This is a genomic window from Methanorbis rubei (assembly GCF_032714495.1).
Lineage (GTDB): Archaea > Halobacteriota > Methanomicrobia > Methanomicrobiales > Methanocorpusculaceae > Methanocorpusculum > Methanocorpusculum rubei.
Genome location: NZ_JAWDKB010000001.1, coordinates 188,177 through 207,681, shown reverse-complemented (window position 1 = coordinate 207,681; position 19,505 = coordinate 188,177). Strand labels below are relative to the sequence as shown.

Genomic DNA, 19,505 nt, shown 5'->3' with positions numbered 1-19,505 from the left:
GAAGGAAACGGTTATCCGCTGTACGGGTGGACAGTCTCTTCGGAGGTGAAAACAATGGCACGCATACATGCAAGAAGAAGAGGAATCGCCTCCTCGGTCAGACCATTCCGCCAGGAAGTACCTGAGTGGTCCAACACCGACGTACAGGAAATCGAGAAGAAAATCGTCGAGCTTCGTAAGGATGGCCTTACCTGCGCTCAGATTGGTCTCGTCCTCAGAGATAAGTTCGGTGTTCCGAACGTAAAACTGGTTACCGGCAAGAGAGTCAACGCAATCGTGCGTGAACATGACCTCGACACCGACATCCCCGAAGACCTTCGTAACCTGATGTACAAGGCACTTGCGATGCGCAAGCACCTTGGCGAGAACAAGAAAGATCTCCACAACAAGCGTCAGCTCCAGCTGACCGAGTCCAAAGTCCGCAGACTGGTAAAATACTATGTCGGCAACAAACGCCTGCCGGCAGGCTGGACCTACAAACCGGAGACCGCAGAAATTCTCCTCTCCAGATAAAATCACTCACCCCTCATGTCACTGGAAACCGCAGCAGAAACCCTGGCAAAACGCCTTGCATCCATGGAGTACGTGGAAATGTACTCCCATTACGATGCAGACGGTATAGCTGCTGCTGCGATCATGTCTATAGCCCTGACAAGGGCAAACATCGCGTTTAAACTCCGGATTCTTCCGGGGATACACGAAGATGACGTGGAGAACCCTGAATGTTCTCTTCTCTGTGACTTTGGTGCGTCCTGTACCGGTCTGGTAGAAAGCACGATGATCATCGATCATCATGTGCCTTACAACACCTCCCAAAATCATGTCAACCCGCGCAGCTGCGGCGAGGACGGCGAAACCGAACTCTCTGCCGCAGGCTGTGCTTATCTGGTGGCAAACGCGCTTGGAGACAACCGCGACCTCGCAGGTCTTGTGATGCTTGGCATCATCGGCGACAATCAGAGCATCACCGGAAGGAATGCAAAGATCATCGGTGATGCGGTGGCAAACAACCTGATAAATCCGGGCCGCGGCATTCTAATGCCTGGACGATCCACAAAAGAACAGATTGCAACCTCTCTGCATCCGTTTCTGCCGAATCTATCTGGCGAGACAAAAAAAGCAGAGGCAATTGAGTCTGCATGCAAGTCCAAAATATCGGACGAGGATTATACCTCCTGCATACTTTCAAGGATCGCTCTTGAGTCAGATGCTTCCTATCAGGCTCTGATGAATCTCTACGGAGAATCATGGAGTTTGGAGCGCGAGGTTATCCAGAATGCTCATGCGTTCACCGCGGTGGTTGATGCGTGCGGCAAAGTCGGCAAGTCCGGCATTGCGTACGCTCTCTGCTGCGGTGACGCCTCCTATGTGGACGAGGCATGGAATATTGCGATCGCCCACAGAAACCATATCATCGATGCGGTAAAGTCTGCCGAGAAAATATCCGAGGCTCCGCTGATCTGGAGAGTGAACGATGCATCGTCTGCAAGTGATGCTGCTGATGTTCTTATCGAGTCTGCGAACGTTCCAACGTTTGTGATCGGCAGAGGAACTGAGTCGGTCCGGGTTTCAGCACGTGCCCCGGCAGGGTCTGCCGTGAATCTGGAACAGATGTTAAAGTCTGCTGCAGAGTCATGCGGCGGTTCCGGCGGCGGGCACTACTCCCGGGCCGGCGCAAGTATTCCGCTCGACCGCGAGGATGAGTTCCTCGCTGGACTGGAGGCGGCAGCATGTATGTGACGGGAACGATCACGTCCATGCATGCGAGCGCGGAAAATGTGGCAAAAGCGTTGTCTCCTGACAACGGCGGGTTCATGACTGTTGACGCTGTCGGTGGTTATGTGGTGGCAAAGATTGAAGGGAAGTCACTTAGATCGGTGATTGCGACGGTGGACGATTATCTGGTGAATCTGTCTGTATCGGAGCGGCTGTCCTAATATGGCCGTTTGTGAGATATACAAATCCAATTTCAAAAATTAAGGTTGATACCATGGCAAGAAAAAAGCAGAGTGGTGGACGCAAAGTCGAGGGATGGAAGGCAAAGAGCTGGTTCAAGGTCTATGCTCCGGAGTTCCTCGGTAAGCAGTTTATCGGAGAGATCATCTCCTCTGACACGGCAAATCTGTCGGGTCGTGTAATGTCGACGAGTCTTGGCGAGTTAATCCAGGACTACTCCAAACAGAATGTTAAGATGTCCTTTAAGATCAACTCGGTCGCAGGAGATGCAGCATATACGCAGTTCCACGGCCACGAGATGACGAAGGACTTTATCCGTGCAATGGTCAAGAGACGGGCATCCCGTGTTGACAGCACCATCACGATCCAGCCGGTCGGCAGTGTTCGTGAGCTTCAGGTGACGATCACGGCGTTCACGATCAATCATGCAAGACTTTCCCAGATTCACGAGATCCGTGCAATGATGGTGAAGGTTGTGCAGGACTACGCAAAGGAAGTAGACTTTGAGACCTTTGTCACCGCAATGGTGAAGGGCGATCTGTCGAAGAAGATGCTCGAGGCATGCAAGCCGATTTTCCCGGTTCGCAGAGTCGAGATCATTAAGTCAGAGTCTGTGAGCTCTGCCGCAGAGCGTGCAGCAGCTCTGGTCCGTTAAATTTACGGACAACTCTTTTTTTAAATTGTGTGAACAGCGGACGGTATCAGCAGTTGGTCATCGTACGTCAGCACGGCACCGTCCGGGAACCGGATCTCGGTGATGGTGGGCGAGAGGTCAACGTCCAGTATTTTGGAGATGATCGGATAGTTCTGAAGAATTCGTTCCGCTTCGGTGAAGTCGATGGTGGGCGTGGTATAAGTTGTGTTGTCAACAGCTGCAAATCCTCTGAGATGCAGGGACGCACCCGACATGTCGGAGTGGATGAGCGTTGCTGTTCCTCCGTAGTCATTGCATGCTTTTCTGATGTAGATCGCAGGGTCGCCAACTTTAGTTAAGACGCCGAGCTTCTCCAGCCATGAGAGAGTATATGTGACGTCTGCATTTGCGTCGCCGTTTTCGAACACGGTGATCGTCAGGGAGTCGGCAACGATTGCTGACGCGGGTGCCGCCATGAACGCGGCGAGGACGAGCGTGAGGAGGAGAAGTATCCGATATTGCATATGTGGGAGTTCAACGGGCGAGAACAAATAGTTTGTTGCGGTTTTGTCAGATTATTTTGAGAGGAGCACAAGGACTGTTTCGTCGCTGAAATCCCAAACGAAGAAACGCTCCCGCTGTAAATCACAAACAATACAAAAACTCAAGCAAAAAGAAGTGCATCGACCGGGACTCGAACCCGAGTTTAGGCGTTGGCAACGCCTAGTGATAACCACTACACTATCGATGCGTGTGTGCCTAATAAGATTAGCAGAATTCGCATATATACATTGTTATTTAGAGGGGTTAGAACCCTATCCATGCCCAGGAGCCGGCGATCGCGCAGCAGATTAAAAATCCGATGATCGCGCCTGCATTGATATAAGGAAGACCGGGCTGCGGCTTGCCGGTGTTGACCGGAATCATCAGGAAAGAGAGACCAAGAATTCCGCCGATGAGAGCGCCGAGTGCCGGAAGAGCGACTCCGGCAACGGAAAGAACTCCCGCGCCGCCTGCATACACCTGTGCCGAGACAACAAGAATCGACGGCATAATCATATCGCCCATACCGATCATGTAAGCGCCGCGTTCCTCCTTCTTATCATGGATCGAAAAACCCGAAGTGCGGTATGAGTAGCCGCGCGATTTGGGGATGATGAACATGATCGGCATCTTCTGACGAAGCACACCGTCCGCGAGCGTGAGCATGTGCTTTGTCCGGTGCACTGAGATCGCATCATAGACCAGCAGAAGAATCAGCAGGATAATAACCGGAATGATAGAGAGCGAGATGCCAAAAATCGCCGCACAGCCTGCGGAGATCAAAATCCCTGCGACATTAATCACATACCACTCAGGCCGGTACCACAAAAGCAGTATCACAATGAGTGCGACAACTGCTGCAATCGGAAGCGCCGGAAGTGTCGGAGTATAGATCAGAAGCAGGGATGAGACGACGTAATACATGACAAGAGCTAAACAGATGCCGATAATTGCACTGATGACGCTCTGCGCTTTCCATTTGATCAGCAGAAGCAGGAGCGCAGTGAACACAAGCATGATGAACAGGAACACAAACGGGTTTGCGATCGAGTCGGGATCCTCGAATGCTCCAAGACCAGCCTCGGTAACCGGGTTGATAAGCAGGAGAGACAGCAGGCCGGTGAGAAGCATCAGAAGGATCATACCAGCATACGGCACAAGGGCACGGAGGGAAAGTTTGCTCATGTATAGGTAACTTAATATTTTAGCGGTCTCCTTAGTTAAATTATGAATGTTCGTCGCGAATGCCTACCTGAGATTTTGCTAGTGATAGTGATGGCGGTTTCGGGCCTTGCTGCGCTCATCAGACTGTGGCAGGACGCTATTGTAGCGATTGGGATTGAACTCTTAATCATATGTGTTGGCATACTGCTTCTCCAGATTCTTGCACGTCTCCGTCGTCTTGAGGAGGAGAGCGCGGCACGCGAGCGAATCATGCGCGGCAATCTTGAGGATCTCGGCAGACAGTTGATACAGAAACAGGATGCAACGTCGCAGAAGGTTGTCGAGGCGGTCGAGAGTATTAAGAGCAGAATGTACAGGTAATCCATGGGCGTTGCGCTGCGGCCGCTGATTGCGGATTATAAGGAGGTACTCCCATGGGACCGGCTGGGCGGCATCGCGGCGATTGATGCGTTTAATGCATTGTACCAGTTTTTGAGCGGAATCCGCCAGCCGGACGGGACGCCGCTGATGGATGAGGAGGGACGAATTACGTCTCACTTGAGCGGTCTTTTGTTTCGGACGGCGAATCTGGTGGAGAAGAATATTACGCCGGTGTATGTTTTTGACGGGAAACCGCCGAAGTTCAAGGAGGCGACGCTTGCGGAGCGGCGGGTTATTCGGGAGAATGCGAAGGAGTCATGGGAGCGCGCCGTGAAAGAAGGGGACGAGGAGTCGGCACGCAAGTATGCGATGGCGTCGTCGAAGGTTGATGCGTTTATTCTTGAGTCGTCAAAGGAGCTTTTGACGGCTCTGGGGATTCCTTGGGTGCAGGCGCCGGAGGAGGGGGAGGCGCAGTCTGCGTATATGGCGGCTGTGGGGGATGTGACGTATGCGGTGTCGCAGGATTATGATTCGCTGTTGTTTGGAGCGCCGAAGCTTTTGCGCAATCTGACGGTGTCAGGCAAGCGCCGCGTGAATGGAAAAGTGGTGGCTGTGTATCCTGAGCAGCTGCTGTTGGATCAGGTCTTAGGCGGTCTTGAGATGACACAGGTGGATTTGATCGCGGCGGCTCTTTTGATCGGGACTGATTATAATAGTGGGGTGAAGGGCGTGGGGCCCAAGACGGCGGTGAAACTTGTGAAGGAGGGAAAGTTTGCGGAGCGAATTGGTGAGTCAGAGAATGCTGCTGACCCTGAGGAGTTGATCCGCTACTTCCTTGAGCCGCCGGTTGAGAAGCAGTATACGATTGCAAAGAAAGCGCCGGTGCGGGAGAAGGTTGTGGAGATTCTCTGCGAACAGCACGGGTTTTCCGAGGAGCGGGTGTCGGCAGGGCTTGAGCGGCTCGGGTCATCGAAGGGGCAGGCGACACTGGACTCATGGTTTTCCTGAGAATAAAAATCAGAAATGCGATTCGCGTTTCAGAATAACTTCCACAAAAAAAGTAACATCGTGAACCCGAATTTCCCTGAATGCACTCTTCTAAACACTAATAACACCTCAGAGCACATACAATTAGCGATATAGAGGATGTTTGAATGACGAAACCATTTATCACCATAAAGGACCTCTGCATGGATTTTCCTGCAAATCCTGCCGATCCTTCCGATAATGCCCCGGCCTGCAGTGCGTCGGAGATGGTACGTATTCTGGACCACATCAACCTCGAGATCGCTGAAGGAGAAATCGTCGGTGTCATCGGACGATCAGGATGTGGAAAAACCGTACTCATCCACCTCGTCCGTGGCATCGACCAGCCTCCGACCTCAGGCACCATCATCTATCATGTTGCGGTCTGCCAAAATTGCGGAAAAATTGAACTGCCGAGCGCTGCAGGCACTGCCTGCGACTGCGGCGGCAGCTTCAAAGAAAGAGACATCGACCTCTGGGCACCGGAAAACGAGGGAATCAAAACCCATATCATGGCAAAAACCGCCATCATGTTCCAGCGCACGTTTGGTCTCTACGGCAACGACCGTGTCATCGAAAACGTTCTCCGTGCTCTTGACGACGTCAACTATCCGGCAGAAAAATCCATCGGCAGAGCGGCTGACCTCCTTGAAGAAGTCAGACTCAGCCACAGAATGATGCACATCGCCCGCGACCTCTCAGGCGGAGAAAAACAGCGTGTCGTCCTCGCACGCCAGCTCGCCCGCGAACCCATATTCCTCTTCGCCGACGAACCCACCGGAACCCTTGACCCGAAAACCGCAAAAATCGTGCACGACCTCTTAAAAGAAGTCGCCAAAGAAAAGAACATGGGAATGCTCGTCACCTCCCACTTCTCGCAGGTGTTAGAAGACGTCGCCGACCGCGCCGTTCTCCTTGACGACGGAAAAATTATCAAAGTCGGATCGGCTGATGAGATCATCGAAGCCTTCATGGCAGGCTACAAAGACGATCTCCAGTACATCGATCAGGAGATCGGAAACCCGATTGTTCGAGCCGACCATCTCGCAAAAAAATTCATCGCCGTTGACCGCGGTGTCATCAAAGCAGTCGACAACGTCTCCTTTGAAATAAACGAACGGGAAATTTTCGGTATCATCGGTGTATCAGGCGGAGGAAAAACCACACTCTCCAAAATGATCGCAGGCCTCTACGAACCCACCGACGGAAAACTTGAGATCAGAATTGGGGATGAATGGATCGACATGACCAAACCCGGCTACCTCTACCGCGGCCGGGCAAAACAGTACGTCGGTCTCCTGCATCAGGAGTATGACCTCTATCCCCACCGAACCATCATCGATAACTTAACAGACGCAATCGGTCTTGAGTTTCCTAAAGAGCTCGCCACCCGAAAAGCAATGATAACTTTGCAGATGGCAGGGTTCACCGAGAAGAAAGCAAAAGACGTCCTCGGACGATACCCGTCGACCCTGTCCGAAGGAGAAAAACACCGCGTTGCCCTTGCTCAGGTGCTCATCCGCGAGCCGAGAATCATTCTGCTTGACGAACCCACCGGAACCATGGACCCGATCACCAAAGTCGACGTCAAACACTCCATCATCCATGCACGCGAAGAGATGGACGAAACGTTTGTTATCGTCTCGCATGACATGGAGTTCGTCCGCGATGTCTGCGACCGGTGCATGTTCATGCGCGGCGGAAAAATCATCTCAATCGGCCAGACACACGAGATTCTCGACAGCCTCACCGACGCAGAAAAGGATATCATGGCACGTGCCGTTGCCAACGAGCGCGACCGGGTTGCGGCCAACGCACCAAAATCCGTGCCGACCCAGGCCGATCCCAAGGGAGACGCCGTACCTGAACAGGACGCAGGAGTTCTGCATGCCAGCACGGACGAAATGTTTGAGATGTGAGTGTGAACAAGAAGGACGCACATCATGACAAACATGCATCTGTATCTGAACGGTGAACAAATCGAGGCAAAAGCCGGCGCAACCCTCTCAGCAATCCTGCCTGACCATCCGACGGGATGCAGCATTGCGGTACTCAGGCCAGGCTCTGCCGCTGAGTCCAAAGAGACTGCACACCTCAGATTCATTACCACCGCAGGCGACATTGTGGTTGAACTCCTGCCGGGCGTCGTGCTGCCGATCCCAACCGGCGACGTCACGGACGCCAACCTCCGTGTGCACTGGGAAGACAAGTACGCAGCAGCGTTCGGCCCGTTCCACGCAGAGTTCACCCCTGACCACAAATCCTATCGCTATGACCGCGGCGTTGTCGCCCTCGGCTGCGGAGGATACGACTCAAACACCTCATACCTGATGTTTTCCCGTTTGCAGCACATGGCAGACCATGGCGCGGCTGCTGGCGGTGCGGTGCTCGGCACGGTAATCTCTGGTCTTGGCATCATGAACCGGTGGCGAAACGGCGACCGGATCACGAAAATCGAACAGGTTTTTTCTTCGGTCGACAAAACCAGCGCAACCCTCACGACCGACCTCTCGCTCAAACTTGAGGACGGCATGCAGGTTTTTTCAAAAATCAGCATCAAAGCCGAAGGCTACGACGAGGACCACAGTAAAATCGACACAGAATGCACCGAGTCGGTTGAACATTTGCTATTCGCCATGCGCAACTCAGGTTACTTGGTTGACCGGACCGCGTCCACCTACATCCGCGACCATGCCGAAGGCAGACTCAGTGTGCCCCTCGAACGCCAGAAACCGCGGCGTGAAGGAACCGTCACCGTGCGAACATCGGGAAAAAGTTCGGGAGCCGTCTACATCTACACCAAAGACGTGCCAAGCAACCAGTACCACACCCGCACCGGAACCGTGACCCGCGGCGTGGAACTCGCAAGGTTTGCGACCGCCGGCACAAAACTCTCGGTGGATGTCGCGCCAAAACAGCTTGACCTCCGCGGTCTTCCGCTGGGAGATGCAGTGGCGTTGGCAAAAGCCCGCGGGCTTCGCGTGTTTGCCGACAACCGAGACGTCGCCGGCCGCGTCGTCATCGACCATAAACCAGCCACCACTCTTGAACTTCTCAAAGAAGGAAAAGTCGAACTCATCACCGTTGCTTTGACCGACGTGATCGACATCACGCTTGATTATGAAAACGCTCCGCTGACCGTTGACCTCTTCCGCCGCGTAACCGGTCTGAAGATGTATGCGATCGGCAGCATGCCGTTCTTCTACAACATCGATGAAGAGATGTACCTCTTCAAGCCGGACTTCCCTTCAGGCGTCAACATCATTCCGGAAAACGTTCCGAAGAGTGCGGTCTCGCCGCACACTCTCGCCATCACCAACGATGCACGGAGAGCCCGCGGCATGACCGGTGTCCGGACCGTCACGAACACCGAGTACGGGCCGACCGGTGAACCGCTCGAAGGAACAAACGTTGTTGGAACGGTCATCGACATCGATAAACTCCCGCTCATCAAAGAAGGGGCGACTGTCTTCATCCGTGAGGTAAAACCATGAAACCTTACGTTCCTCAGTATGTCGGCACCGTCACGAAATACGTGTTCGTGGACTCGCCCGACACAACGCCGCAGGACATCGCAACCGCAGCATATGAAATCGCTCAGGGAGTCATGATCAAAGAGACCTGTTTCGGATGCCAGATAACCGGCAGCCCCGAAGACGTGGATCGAATCATCGCACACCTGCGAAAGATGGATCCGTATCGGATCTATGTCAAGGATCGCGGGTTTCCGCCCGGAGACGCACGCAGGTGTCGTGCCGACCTCGGCGGTGCGCGGCCCGGGTATCTCGGCCACGAGTATGAGATGGGTATGATTCGCTACATCGCCCACGGCCTCGAAGAAACCGATAAAATGACGAAAAAAGAACTGAAAGCCGCAGCCGCAAAGGAACTGCCGATGCCGGACGCGCTTGATGTCGATATTTTAACATCACTCATCAAGGAGGAGTAATCAAATGGCAAAAGTATTCATCTATCCGGCAACCAGCCTCATCTTATCCGACCTCGTGGCACGGTTCGGCCACGAACCACTCGGCTCGGCGATCGCAATCCGCGAACATGTTCAGACTCCGGGATTTGATTCCCCGCCGATTCAGATGACCTCTGACGATCCGCAGAAAGGTCTTAAATGGGCCGCGGTCGAAGTTCCGTCCGGCATCCGCGGACGAATGTCTCTCTACGGCCCGATGGTCGAAGAAGCAGAAGCTGCGATCATCATCGATGAGCCTGAACTCGCGTTCGGCTGCATGGGCTGTGCGAGAACCAACGAGCTTCTCTGCTTCATGCTCCGCGAACGTGATATCCCGCGTCTGGAACTGCGGTATCCGACGTCAAAGGATGAAGGCGTAACCTTTGTTGCGGCCATAAAAGAATTTCTGGTAAATCTTGAGGTGAAAAAACATGAGTGAACAGCCGGTGAGAATTGCCCAGATTACCTGCGGCGCAGAGTACAGCGGTATCCAGAACGAAATTACGACAGCCGCAGAAACAGTCGGCGGCAAAATGTTTTACCCGGACGTTGCCTTGAAGGATGTGAAACGCGCCTACAAGGACTTTGGTCTGCCAGTGAAAAGCCCTGACTTAAAACTTGCGATCGCGCGGGCAGAGGCAATTGTTGAGGGAAGAATCGAGGCCGACGGTATTTTTATTGCCAGCTGTTTCCGGTGCGCGGAAGCGGCAATCGTCAGAAACGAGCTGAGACGATATATTGTGGAAAACTCCCGCATTCCGGTTGTCTCCTACTCGTTCAACGAACGAACCGGCTCGTCCACACTGCTCACCAGACTTGAAGCGCTCACTACGATTGCCCGCCGCCGCGGTCTGATGGCGCGTGAGGTACAGGTTGGAACCACGATGGGCGTGGACTCAGGATCCTCGACCACGAAGTGCATCATCATGCAGGACGACAAAATCGTCGGTACCGGATGGAGACCGACGACCGAGGTTCTGAAGAGCGCGGACGAAGTGATCGCGCTGGCTCTCGAAGAGTCGGGTCTCAGAAGATCTGATATTGAAGCGACCGCGACAACCGGATACGGTAGATTTTTGGTCGGCAAACACATGAAGGCCGACCTTATCCAAGAAGAGCTCACCGTGAACTCGAAGGGAGCGGTGTATCTCGCAGGTGCTCAGAAAGGATTTGCCACCGTTATTGACATCGGCGGTATGGACAACAAAGCTATCAGCGTGAACGACGGAATTCCGGGCTCGTTTACGATGGGCGGTATCTGTGCCGGCGCATCAGGACGGTTCCTTGAGATGACGGCAAAACGTCTGGACGTTGACATCACCGAGCTCGGTGCTCTTTCGATGAAGAGCGACGGCGGCGAGAATGTGCCGATGAACAGTTACTGTATTGTGTTTGGTACCCAGTCGCTGGTGAACGCACTTGCCGCCGGATACTCGCGTGAGGATGTGGCGGCTGCGGCTTGCCACAGCGTCGCCCAGCAGGTGTATGAACAGCAGTTACAGGAAGTCGACATCAAAGAACCGGTCATTATGGTCGGCGGTTCGTCTTTGATTCAGGGACTGGTTCGCGCAATGGGCAGAATGCTGAACACCGAAGTTGTTGTCCCGCACCATTCGCAGTACATCGGCGCAACCGGCGGCGCTCTGCTTTCCTCCGGATTTATCGATAAGAAGAAGGAGGCGTAGATGGCAGGCTTAGACTACTTCGCGGTTGAGTCCACGGAGGATGGAGCGGAAAACTACAACAAAATCGCGACAACGGTTCTGCAGGATCATCATCTTCTGTCGATCGTTGAAGGCCTGCATCTCTACATTGATCCTGAGTACCCGCTGTTTGTTGCGACCGGTCTTATCCGGCCGCCGCGTGCGGCAATCCGTGTGGCGGATGTGGGAAATGTTCTGGTGCAGGACGGAAAAGCAACGATCTCAGTCGGCGATGAGACATATCTTGCGGCGATGCTGAAGATGATGTGGAACAAGCTCGGACATGAGAATGTGGATCAACCTGACCGGTTCACGGTGATCATCAGCAATGTGGAGATCCCCAAAGATCTCGCGAGCTGGGTAGTGATAGACCCCGCAGAGTCGCTGTATAAGGACCTGATTTATGCAATTCAGGTGATTGCGCCTGAAGGGTTCAAGGTTCGTCGCGAGAACTACGGCTCTGACAGATTTTCGTACGCGGCAAGCGAGAACACACTTCCGGCAGAGGCTGTTGAGCAGCTGATCGCTGACCGGTTCAAGATGATGGAGGCGAAACTTCGATGATTCTTGTTCCGGTTACGTATAAGGGCGGTGTCTACCGGCTCGACGAGATCGTGGACTACATTGAAGATCTCGGCGGCTATATTGTGCAGCGACATAATATCGCAAACGAGGTGATTCTTCAGGTTCTGATGCCGCAGGATGATATCGAGGGGCTGAAGGAGTTTTCCCGTCCGCTGGCCGGCGAGGTTATGAGTTCACCGCTGGTGGGGACCGAGATTGCGGTGGTAATTCCGAGTCTTGAGATTCATCATCTGCCACACTCGGCGTGTGATGTTGCTGAGTATCTGCGAAGTAACGGGTCGAAGTCAAACATTCTCGGGATGGCGCGAGGGTTTGGCAAACGGATTTCGCAGATCAATGATGAGGAGCGGGATCTGATTAACGAGCATGATATGGCGATTTATGTGCTCGGCAATTTTGCGTCCTGTATTGAGAAGAAGTTTCCGAAACTCCGCCGTGGGGTTACGGTGCCGATTATTCTGACCGGTGCTCCAGACAAAGAGACTCTTGAGAAGCAGACTGATCCGCCGGTTGCCGGGTATGTCGGCGGTCTTGGACGGTTTATGCACCGGACGCAGACGGAGGCTGATATTCACCGTCTGGATGTGGTGATTGCGGAGGTTGAGCGGGTGATTGAGCAGCGGCGTGCGGAGCTTTCACATGATCCGTTGTCGGTGTCGCCTGCAAGAATTCAGGATATGATTAAGCAGGAGATCCCGGAAATTGAGGAGGTCTACTCGCCGTCGCCGATTGCAGTGCAGCTGACGGGCCTTCGGGTGAAGCTCGCGTACGCGGACTATGCACAACGGATCAGGGATCTCGTGATCGAGGATGATGTGAAAGTCGGGGATGTGGCAGATGTTCTGCCGTCCCGGATGCGGAATTATATTCTGATTCGGATCCGACCGCTTTCTGAGACAAATATTGTGGTGTGATTGTAATGGTGAAATTTGATCTGGATTTTCATGAGGCTGTCCGCGAGGTTGAGGAGAAAGGAGCAAAGGAGACGGCTGCGGACTGGCTGGAGCGCGTGGAGAATGAGTACGGTGCGGTTCCGCTGATTTATAAGAAGCTGGAGAACTCGCCTGAGGCTTTGATCTCGCATCTTTTGTATAAGAATGCGGTGAATCAGATGAGTTCGCTTGAGCCGCGGGTGATTGAGCTGATCAGTCTCGCGGTTGCGTCGGCTCTCCGGTGCGATCACTGTACTGCGTATCATATGCAGGTTGCAAAGAAGATGGGGATTCCGAAGGAGGAAATTTTAGAGGCGGTGCTTGTGGCAGGACTTCTCGCGAACTCGTCGGTGCTTGCGAATGCGTATCGTGTTATGCCTGAGGTGTCGAAGGAGCCGTGCGGGGCCGGGTGTTCGATCGGCGGTGTTCCTGCGAAGAAGGAGTGATTTATTTTTTTGAAACGCGAATGGCGCGAATAACGCGAATAAAAAATCGCCAATGGCGATTTTTGAGGAGTGATTTATTTTTGGTGTAATTATTTCGTTTGGAAAAAAACATTGGTTGTTTTTATGAGCGGAATTTACGCGGTGCGGTTTTTGAGACACGGACCGCATTCCTACGGTCTGCTTACTGCTTTGCACGCCGTTCCGTCGTGCTCATTGCATCGCAGCTTCGCAGAACCACACGAAAAGACACGAACTATTTTTACCTTGCGAAATACTACAAAACACACAAAATAGGGACATCGACGCGAACAGTGTTGTTGCGACCGGTTTCGGCAGACAAACCCGCAATGACGTGTGCTGCTTGTTGTCGATGCGAGCATTAGGTGGTGAGAGCCCTTTTTTTCCAGACAGGAATTACATGAAAGCGTCTGGAGCATCTATTGTATACAGGATTGTCTAATGCCGCCGATGGAAGCATTTGTGCTGTGGGGACTTTTGTAGAATGGTATTTTGTTGAGCGATGAGTCGTGTTTCCACATATCACCACCCAACCGAACATCAATACCGAGCAGAAAGAAGGAGAGTGGTTACTCCCTTGTTCACATGCCTGCTGTCTGCTCAATTTCTCCCTTACGAGAGGCGTCTTCTGATCAGTACACCAGCCGTAAGCAGTCCGGTAAGGATGCCGAACACCGGTGTGGACGCCTTGGTCAGTGTCGGCGAGATATCTGTGGGCATCGTCGTGGGCAAGGCCGTAGCCTCTCGTGTTGCAGAAGCTGTCTCGGAGACAGTTGTTGGCTGCGGGGTTGCTGCCTCTGTGGCTGCTGTGGTCATGACCGTGGTTGATTCAATAGGTATCCACTTTGCATACAGTGTTATGTCGCCCGGGACAGCGTCTTCGTTGAAGGTCCAGGGAATGGTGCCGGCTTCGTTTTTGTACCAGCCGGCGAAGGTGTAGCCGTCTTTGGTTGGCGACATCGGTTGTGCTATGCGGTCACCGGAGGAGAGGTCGGTGGCAGGTGGTACGAAGCTGCCGCCTTCGGAGTCGAAGAGCACACGATAGGAGTAGTCAGTGTTGCTGTCTTCTGATGGGATGGACGGTTGGGGCGTGGGAACCGGCGGAGCTGACACGGTGACGAGTTTTTGTGCGGATGCAGTGGTGGTGCCCACAGTTGCGGTGACGGAGATGCGGTATGTTCCGGCACTGGTAAAGGTGTACGTGATTTCGCGGCCTGTGTTAGGGAGGGTGGTATCGTCCACTTTCCATTCGTACGCGGCGTCAGGGATATTTGGCGTCGCCGAATACTGTGCTGCAACTCCCAACTGAGGATTGACAGGTCCCTCTATCTCAACAGTAATTGGTTCGGGTTTATTGTTATCGAGATAGGAGGCATCAAAGTCCGGGGCTGAGCTCTGCCATATCAGAATCGGAAGACGGTAGGTTTCTTTCGTGCTCATTTTCCAGTTGGTGTCAAAGTCGGTGAAGGTGCTGCGGAAGAAGGTTATATTATCCCACAGAGTTTCGCTACTGGCGTTGGTTCCGTTTTTTCCTCCTTCGATGAAGAAACCAGAAATGTCATCGCCGATTTTTCCGGTTACGTTAGACCAGCCATAGGAATCGACGACGCTACCGTAACCTGCGACTCGTCCGATGAATGAACCGCTTGAGATACTCACCTGTTGGTTGAATGCAACGGAGTTTGTGATGCTATGGAATGTAAGACCGACAACGCCGCCTGCACACAAATAGGTAGAGGAACCAGATGTACTTACGTTGCCAGTTGCATAGCAATTGGTAATACTGCTGTCTGAATTTCCAAATCCAACAACACCACCGGCACCCGTGTAGGTGGAGGAGAAAATGATCGCACTTACGTCACCTGTCGCATAGCTATTACTGATACTACCATCCAGAGCCCCAACAACACCGCCGGCTCCTTCTATATAACTGGATTGACTATTTGTGCGTACATTACCTGTAGAATAACAGCTGTCGATACGACTCTCTGTACTGACATGCCCGGCGATTCCTCCTGCATAGAAAGTGTCTCTTCCTCCGTAATTCGCGATTATATCACTGGCTGAATAACTGTTTGCAATATTACTGCTCTCGACTTGTCCTGCTACCCCGCCAATAACCAGCCACGTGGGCGCAACATTAGGATGTGCTGCAACAGAGCCGTCTATCGAACAGTTGATAATCTTCCCTTTCCCGATGTGTCCAACTATACCTCCCACACATAATGTATACTTGCTCACGGTAGTGTTCTGATTTACTATGGCATTTTTCAGATGTAGATCTTTGATCGTACCACCTGCCACATATCCAAAAAACCCAACTGATGAATCAGAATTTCCAGAAATGTCAATGTTCATGTATGAAATGTTTTTGCCATTTCCATCGAAGGTACCCTTAAAATTTATCGACTCGGTGCCAATCGGTGTCCAGTAATATTCACCAAGATCAATGTCTCTCATGAGCTTGATGGTCATGCCCTGATACGTGTTCCCATCCACAGTTACACTTTTGGCAAATGCAGCAAGACTCTCAGCATTGTAGATATAGTATGTGTTGTCAGCGGGATTGATCCCACCATTGTCAGAGTACCACGTTGCATTAATGTGGTTATTCCAATTATCCTCCGCACTCACAGTTCCCGCCATCAGCACACACATCAGTAAAAACACAGCAGTCGCAAGCCAGAGACGATTTACTCCACATCTCCTATTTAGAGGCATGACCGCAACTCGCTTCAGATTTGTTCCACTACTCTCGTTGGGAACCAAAGACACGGGCACACAGCCGTGAGCGAGGGCTCCCACTCTATTATTGGGAGTTTTTTTCCCATAGATACGTAAAAGCATGTAAATTCCCCTCAGAAGCGATAAAATTTTGAGTAAACAGCACCGATCTCAAAATTGAATCATTGCATCCTAAGATATTAGTAGGTGGATGACGTGACATTATGAATCTATCTCTATACTGCTTGTTAAATTGCCCATACTGCTCATATTATTCCTATTTTGAATATGCCACCAACCGAATGTGTGTTTTGAAATTCATATCTAATCCATTTTTCCGATATTATTTCTGAAAAAAGATCATCAAATCACTCGCGCGAATTCGATATTTACCTTAAAATTTTTATCAAAAAATCTCAAAGTCTATTTCCTCATATCTTAGGAAACAACCTTCCTCAGGCATCACAATCACTATCTATCTTATTTCTCACTATCAACCAAAATCTCGCAATAATGAGTATTTCCCACAATTGTTCTGGAAAATACAGGCGAGCGAGATATCAGTTAGCAGATGAAAACCTAAAGTGCGATTCATGTTTTCAGATCTTTATTCTCCCCATCCACCACTCTCTCGCGATTTTTTCTCAAAAAACCAATAAAGTTTTTCGCAGCATTCTACCGCGTAACATCCATGAAAAAAGTGTGATTACTCCCTTACGGGAGTCGCCTTCTCATCAGAACACCAGCCGCAAGCAGCCCGATAAGCATGCCGAACATTGGTGCGGGCGCTTCGGTCATGGTCGGCGGGACGGCGGTCGGCGTCGCAGACGGCGAGGGTGTCGCCTCTTGCGTTGCAGAAGCTGTTCCTGAGACCATAGTAGGCTGCGGGGTTGCGGTCTGTGTTGCCGCCGCGGTCATGGACGCAACTGATTTGGTGGATGTCCACTTCGCATACAGCGTCATGTCGCCCGGAACTGCATCCTCGCTGAAGATCCAGAGAATGGTGCACTCTTCATCCTTGTACCAGCCGGCGAAGGTAGAACCGGTCTTGATCGGTGCAGTCGGCGGTGGTACGCGGTCGCCATAGGAGAGGCCGGTTGCCGGCTGCACAAAGCTGCCGCCTCTCGAGTCGAAGAGCACACGAAGCGCGTTCTCCATGTTGCCGTCAGAGGAGGAGACGGTAGGTGCCGAGGTGGGAGGAGATGACAGAGTGGGAGGGGTTGGTGGAGTGTTAGGAACGGGAGGGGTGATGGTAGGAGTGATGAGAGTGGGCGTTGGGGTGGGAGAATCTATCTCACCAGAACTTGGTTTGAGATACGAGGCATCAAAGTCCGGGCCGAACGGCTGCCATTTCAGAATTGGAAGACGATAGGTGTCGACCGTACTCATCGTCCAGTTGTCGGCGAAGTTGTCGAAGATACCGCTGAAGAAGGTTGAATTGTTCCATACTGTTGTACTGTCGACAGTGGTTCCATTTTGTGCATCGCCGATGAAGATGAACGGGGTACCGCCACCGATTTTTCCGCTTACATTGATCCATCCAGAGGAGTTAGTGGGAGTGCCGTATCCTGATACACGCCCAATGTATGAGCTGCCTGAGATGAGGGTCACATACTGGTTGAGTGAGATTGAGTTTTTGACAGTGCTGCCGAGCTGATATCCGGTAAAACCGCCGGCAGAAGAGTAGATGCCGCTCGTACTTACGTTACCGGTGGCATAACTGCTACTGATGCTACTGTTGTCGAAATCCAGATACCCGGCAAAACCGCCAGCATGAGAGGTAGCGGAGGCCGTCGCATTCACACTGCCGGTGGCATAACTGGTACTGATGCTGCCGTTTTTCAAAAATCCGGTAAAACCGCCGGCATACGAGTTGGTGAACGTGCTGGCAAGTACGTTGTCGATTGTACGCACACTGCCGGTCGCGTAGCTGGTACTGATGCTGCTGTCGCTGCCTAAATATCCGGAAACACCACCAGCATACGAGGTGCCGATGCCAGTGTTGGAGGCAGTTACCTCGCCAGTTGTATGATGGCAGCCGACAATACTGCTGCCGGAGTTCAGATATCCGACAAAACCGCCAGCATACAAGTGAGGGAAACCAGTGGCTGCCGTTGCACTTGCATGTACGCTTCCGGTCGCATAGCTGTTACTGATGGTGCTGTCACGCATGAAACCAGAAAAACCGCCAGCATAAGAATAGATGAGGCCGCTCGTACTTACGTTGCCGGTGGCATAGCTGTCACGGATGCTGCTACCGGAGTTCAGACATCCGACAAAGCCACCAGCACACGAGGTGGAGGAGGAGGATCCAGTTATGTTGCCGGTGGCATAGCTGTCACGGATGCTGATGCCGCTGTCTAAATATCCGGAAACACCACCAGCACACGAGGCGTAAGCGTCAGACGCGGTTACATTGCCTGTTGCATAGCTGTTACTGATGCTGCTGTCGCTGCCTAAATATCCGGAAACACCACCAGCATACGAGGTGCCGATGCCAGTGTTGGAGGCAGTTACCTCGCCAGTTGTATGATGGCAGCCGACAATACTGCTGCCGGAGTTCAGATATCCGACAAAACCGCCAGCATACGAGTGAGGGGAACCAGTGGCTGCCGTTGCACTTGCATGTACGCTTCCGGTCGCATAGCTGCCACTGATGGTGCTGTTACGCATGAAACCAGAAAAACCGCCGGCATACGAGTCGGTAATGGCGTCGGTAATTACGTTGCCGGTGGCATAGCTGCTGCTGATGCTGCTGCGATCCAGAACCCCGACTAAACCACCGGCATACGACCATTGTGCGCCGGTAGCAGTCACGGTGCCGGTTACATAGCTGTTACTGATGCTACTGTTATGCAGATATCCGGCAATACCACCTGCACATGGGTTGGTGGTTGAGCTTACATTTACCACAGCATTTTCCAGACGCACGTTTTTGATCGTAGCGTCTCTCACATATCCAAAAAGCCCGCCGCGGAAATATCCACTATCGGTATGGATGCTGACATTCATGTCAGAAATCGTCCTATTGCCTCCATCGAAGTTGCCTTGAAACTCTTTGGTGTAATCACCAATCGGCGTCCAGTGGTGCTCGGCGAGATTGTACGCATCCGCAGACTCGTTCGTCAGCAGGAAGTATTTTCCGGCAAAATAATTAGCAGGATCTTCGCTCAGGCCAAGAGTGAGGACTGCGATGCCGGCGAGCTGCGACGAATTGTTGATCAGATAAGGGGTGGCGGCGGAGTCGCCGCCACCCGGAGAATACCATGATATATCATACTCACCGGCATCGGTCCAGCTACCAATTGGTGCCGCACTCGCAGCTCCAACCATCAGCACAGACACAGCCAAAAAAGCAACAGAGACACACAAAAGACGGTTTGATTCGCCCGAATATTTCAAAAACGATGACGCAGACAGGGCAGC

Annotated in this window: 18 protein-coding genes and 1 tRNA gene; 14 read left to right on the top strand and 5 right to left on the bottom strand. The window is 52.4% G+C overall.

Going from position 1 to position 19,505, the window contains the following annotated elements:
* The first annotated feature begins 54 nt into the window (after positions 1-54).
* The 4 genes from McpCs1_RS01085 to McpCs1_RS01070 are packed head-to-tail and all read left to right on the top strand — an operon-like array spanning position 55 to position 2,611.
* On the top strand, positions 55-513 hold the full coding sequence (locus tag McpCs1_RS01085) for a 30S ribosomal protein S15 (RefSeq protein WP_338095409.1): 459 nt from the start codon (positions 55-57) through the stop codon (positions 511-513).
* Between the two features lie 15 nt (positions 514-528).
* Positions 529-1,740 carry a DHH family phosphoesterase gene (locus McpCs1_RS01080; RefSeq protein WP_338095408.1) on the top strand — a complete coding sequence of 404 codons (1,212 nt, stop codon included), beginning with the start codon at positions 529-531 and terminating at the stop codon, positions 1,738-1,740.
* Positions 1,731-1,937 carry a KEOPS complex subunit Pcc1 gene (locus tag McpCs1_RS01075; protein WP_338095407.1) on the top strand — a complete coding sequence of 69 codons (207 nt, stop codon included), beginning with the start codon at positions 1,731-1,733 and terminating at the stop codon, positions 1,935-1,937. Before McpCs1_RS01080 ends, McpCs1_RS01075 begins: the two co-directional genes overlap by 10 nt.
* 53 nt (positions 1,938-1,990) lie before the next feature.
* Entirely contained in the window at positions 1,991-2,611 is a 621-nt protein-coding gene (locus McpCs1_RS01070) for a 30S ribosomal protein S3ae (protein WP_338095406.1), read from the top strand.
* 20 nt (positions 2,612-2,631) lie between these two features.
* Here McpCs1_RS01070 and McpCs1_RS01065 read toward each other — a convergent pair whose 3' ends face one another.
* From McpCs1_RS01065 to McpCs1_RS01055, 3 genes are all read right to left on the bottom strand, one after another.
* Positions 2,632-3,114 (bottom strand): hypothetical protein, encoded by a 483-nt coding sequence (locus McpCs1_RS01065; protein ID WP_338095405.1) that lies wholly within the window; start codon positions 3,112-3,114, stop codon positions 2,632-2,634.
* Positions 3,115-3,269: 155 nt separating this feature from the next.
* Positions 3,270-3,341 (bottom strand) — tRNA-Gly (locus tag McpCs1_RS01060).
* A 56-nt stretch (positions 3,342-3,397) separates the two neighbouring features.
* Entirely contained in the window at positions 3,398-4,318 is a 921-nt protein-coding gene (locus McpCs1_RS01055) for a presenilin family intramembrane aspartyl protease PSH (protein ID WP_338095404.1), read from the bottom strand.
* 42 nt (positions 4,319-4,360) lie between these two features.
* Here McpCs1_RS01055 and McpCs1_RS01050 point away from each other — a divergent pair, with 42 nt between their 5' ends.
* The 10 genes from McpCs1_RS01050 to McpCs1_RS01005 all read left to right on the top strand — a co-directional run bounded on the left by McpCs1_RS01050 (position 4,361) and on the right by McpCs1_RS01005 (position 13,337).
* The gene (locus McpCs1_RS01050; RefSeq protein ID WP_338093926.1) at positions 4,361-4,678 is read left to right on the top strand and encodes a hypothetical protein; all 318 of its coding nucleotides are present in this window, start codon (positions 4,361-4,363) and stop codon (positions 4,676-4,678) included.
* Between the two features lie 3 nt (positions 4,679-4,681).
* Positions 4,682-5,686: a flap endonuclease-1 gene (gene fen, locus McpCs1_RS01045; RefSeq protein ID WP_338095403.1), complete on the top strand. Its 1,005-nt coding sequence runs from the start codon at positions 4,682-4,684 to the stop codon at positions 5,684-5,686.
* Between the two features lie 146 nt (positions 5,687-5,832).
* On the top strand, positions 5,833-7,623 hold the full coding sequence (gene atwA / locus McpCs1_RS01040) for a methyl coenzyme M reductase system, component A2 (RefSeq protein WP_338095402.1): 1,791 nt from the start codon (positions 5,833-5,835) through the stop codon (positions 7,621-7,623).
* A 24-nt stretch (positions 7,624-7,647) separates the two neighbouring features.
* Positions 7,648-9,198 (top strand): methyl-coenzyme M reductase-associated protein Mmp3, encoded by a 1,551-nt coding sequence (gene mmp3 / locus McpCs1_RS01035; protein WP_338095401.1) that lies wholly within the window; start codon positions 7,648-7,650, stop codon positions 9,196-9,198.
* Positions 9,195-9,653 (top strand): methanogenesis marker 6 protein, encoded by a 459-nt coding sequence (locus tag McpCs1_RS01030; protein ID WP_338095400.1) that lies wholly within the window; start codon positions 9,195-9,197, stop codon positions 9,651-9,653. Before mmp3 ends, McpCs1_RS01030 begins: the two co-directional genes overlap by 4 nt.
* A gap of 4 nt (positions 9,654-9,657) precedes the next feature.
* A complete protein-coding gene (locus tag McpCs1_RS01025) occupies positions 9,658-10,110 on the top strand; it encodes a methanogenesis marker 5 protein (RefSeq protein ID WP_338095399.1) in 453 nt (150 codons plus the stop codon).
* On the top strand, positions 10,103-11,356 hold the full coding sequence (locus McpCs1_RS01020) for a methanogenesis marker 15 protein (RefSeq protein WP_338095398.1): 1,254 nt from the start codon (positions 10,103-10,105) through the stop codon (positions 11,354-11,356). Before McpCs1_RS01025 ends, McpCs1_RS01020 begins: the two co-directional genes overlap by 8 nt.
* The gene (locus tag McpCs1_RS01015) at positions 11,357-11,938 is read left to right on the top strand and encodes a methanogenesis marker 17 protein (RefSeq protein WP_338095397.1); all 582 of its coding nucleotides are present in this window, start codon (positions 11,357-11,359) and stop codon (positions 11,936-11,938) included.
* On the top strand, positions 11,935-12,873 hold the full coding sequence (locus McpCs1_RS01010; protein WP_338095396.1) for a methanogenesis marker 7 protein: 939 nt from the start codon (positions 11,935-11,937) through the stop codon (positions 12,871-12,873). The genes McpCs1_RS01015 and McpCs1_RS01010 overlap by 4 nt, the downstream gene beginning before the upstream one ends.
* Positions 12,874-12,878: 5 nt before the next feature.
* Positions 12,879-13,337, top strand: coding sequence for a carboxymuconolactone decarboxylase family protein (locus McpCs1_RS01005; RefSeq protein ID WP_338095395.1), 459 nt, complete (start codon positions 12,879-12,881; stop codon positions 13,335-13,337).
* Between the two features lie 630 nt (positions 13,338-13,967).
* On the opposite strand, the gene McpCs1_RS01000 is transcribed toward McpCs1_RS01005, so the two are convergent.
* Entirely contained in the window at positions 13,968-15,575 is a 1,608-nt protein-coding gene (locus McpCs1_RS01000; RefSeq protein ID WP_338095394.1) for an InlB B-repeat-containing protein, read from the bottom strand.
* A 1,218-nt stretch (positions 15,576-16,793) separates the two neighbouring features.
* Entirely contained in the window at positions 16,794-19,424 is a 2,631-nt protein-coding gene (locus tag McpCs1_RS00995; RefSeq protein WP_338095393.1) for a GLUG motif-containing protein, read from the bottom strand.
* Between the last annotated feature and the right edge of the window lie 81 nt (positions 19,425-19,505).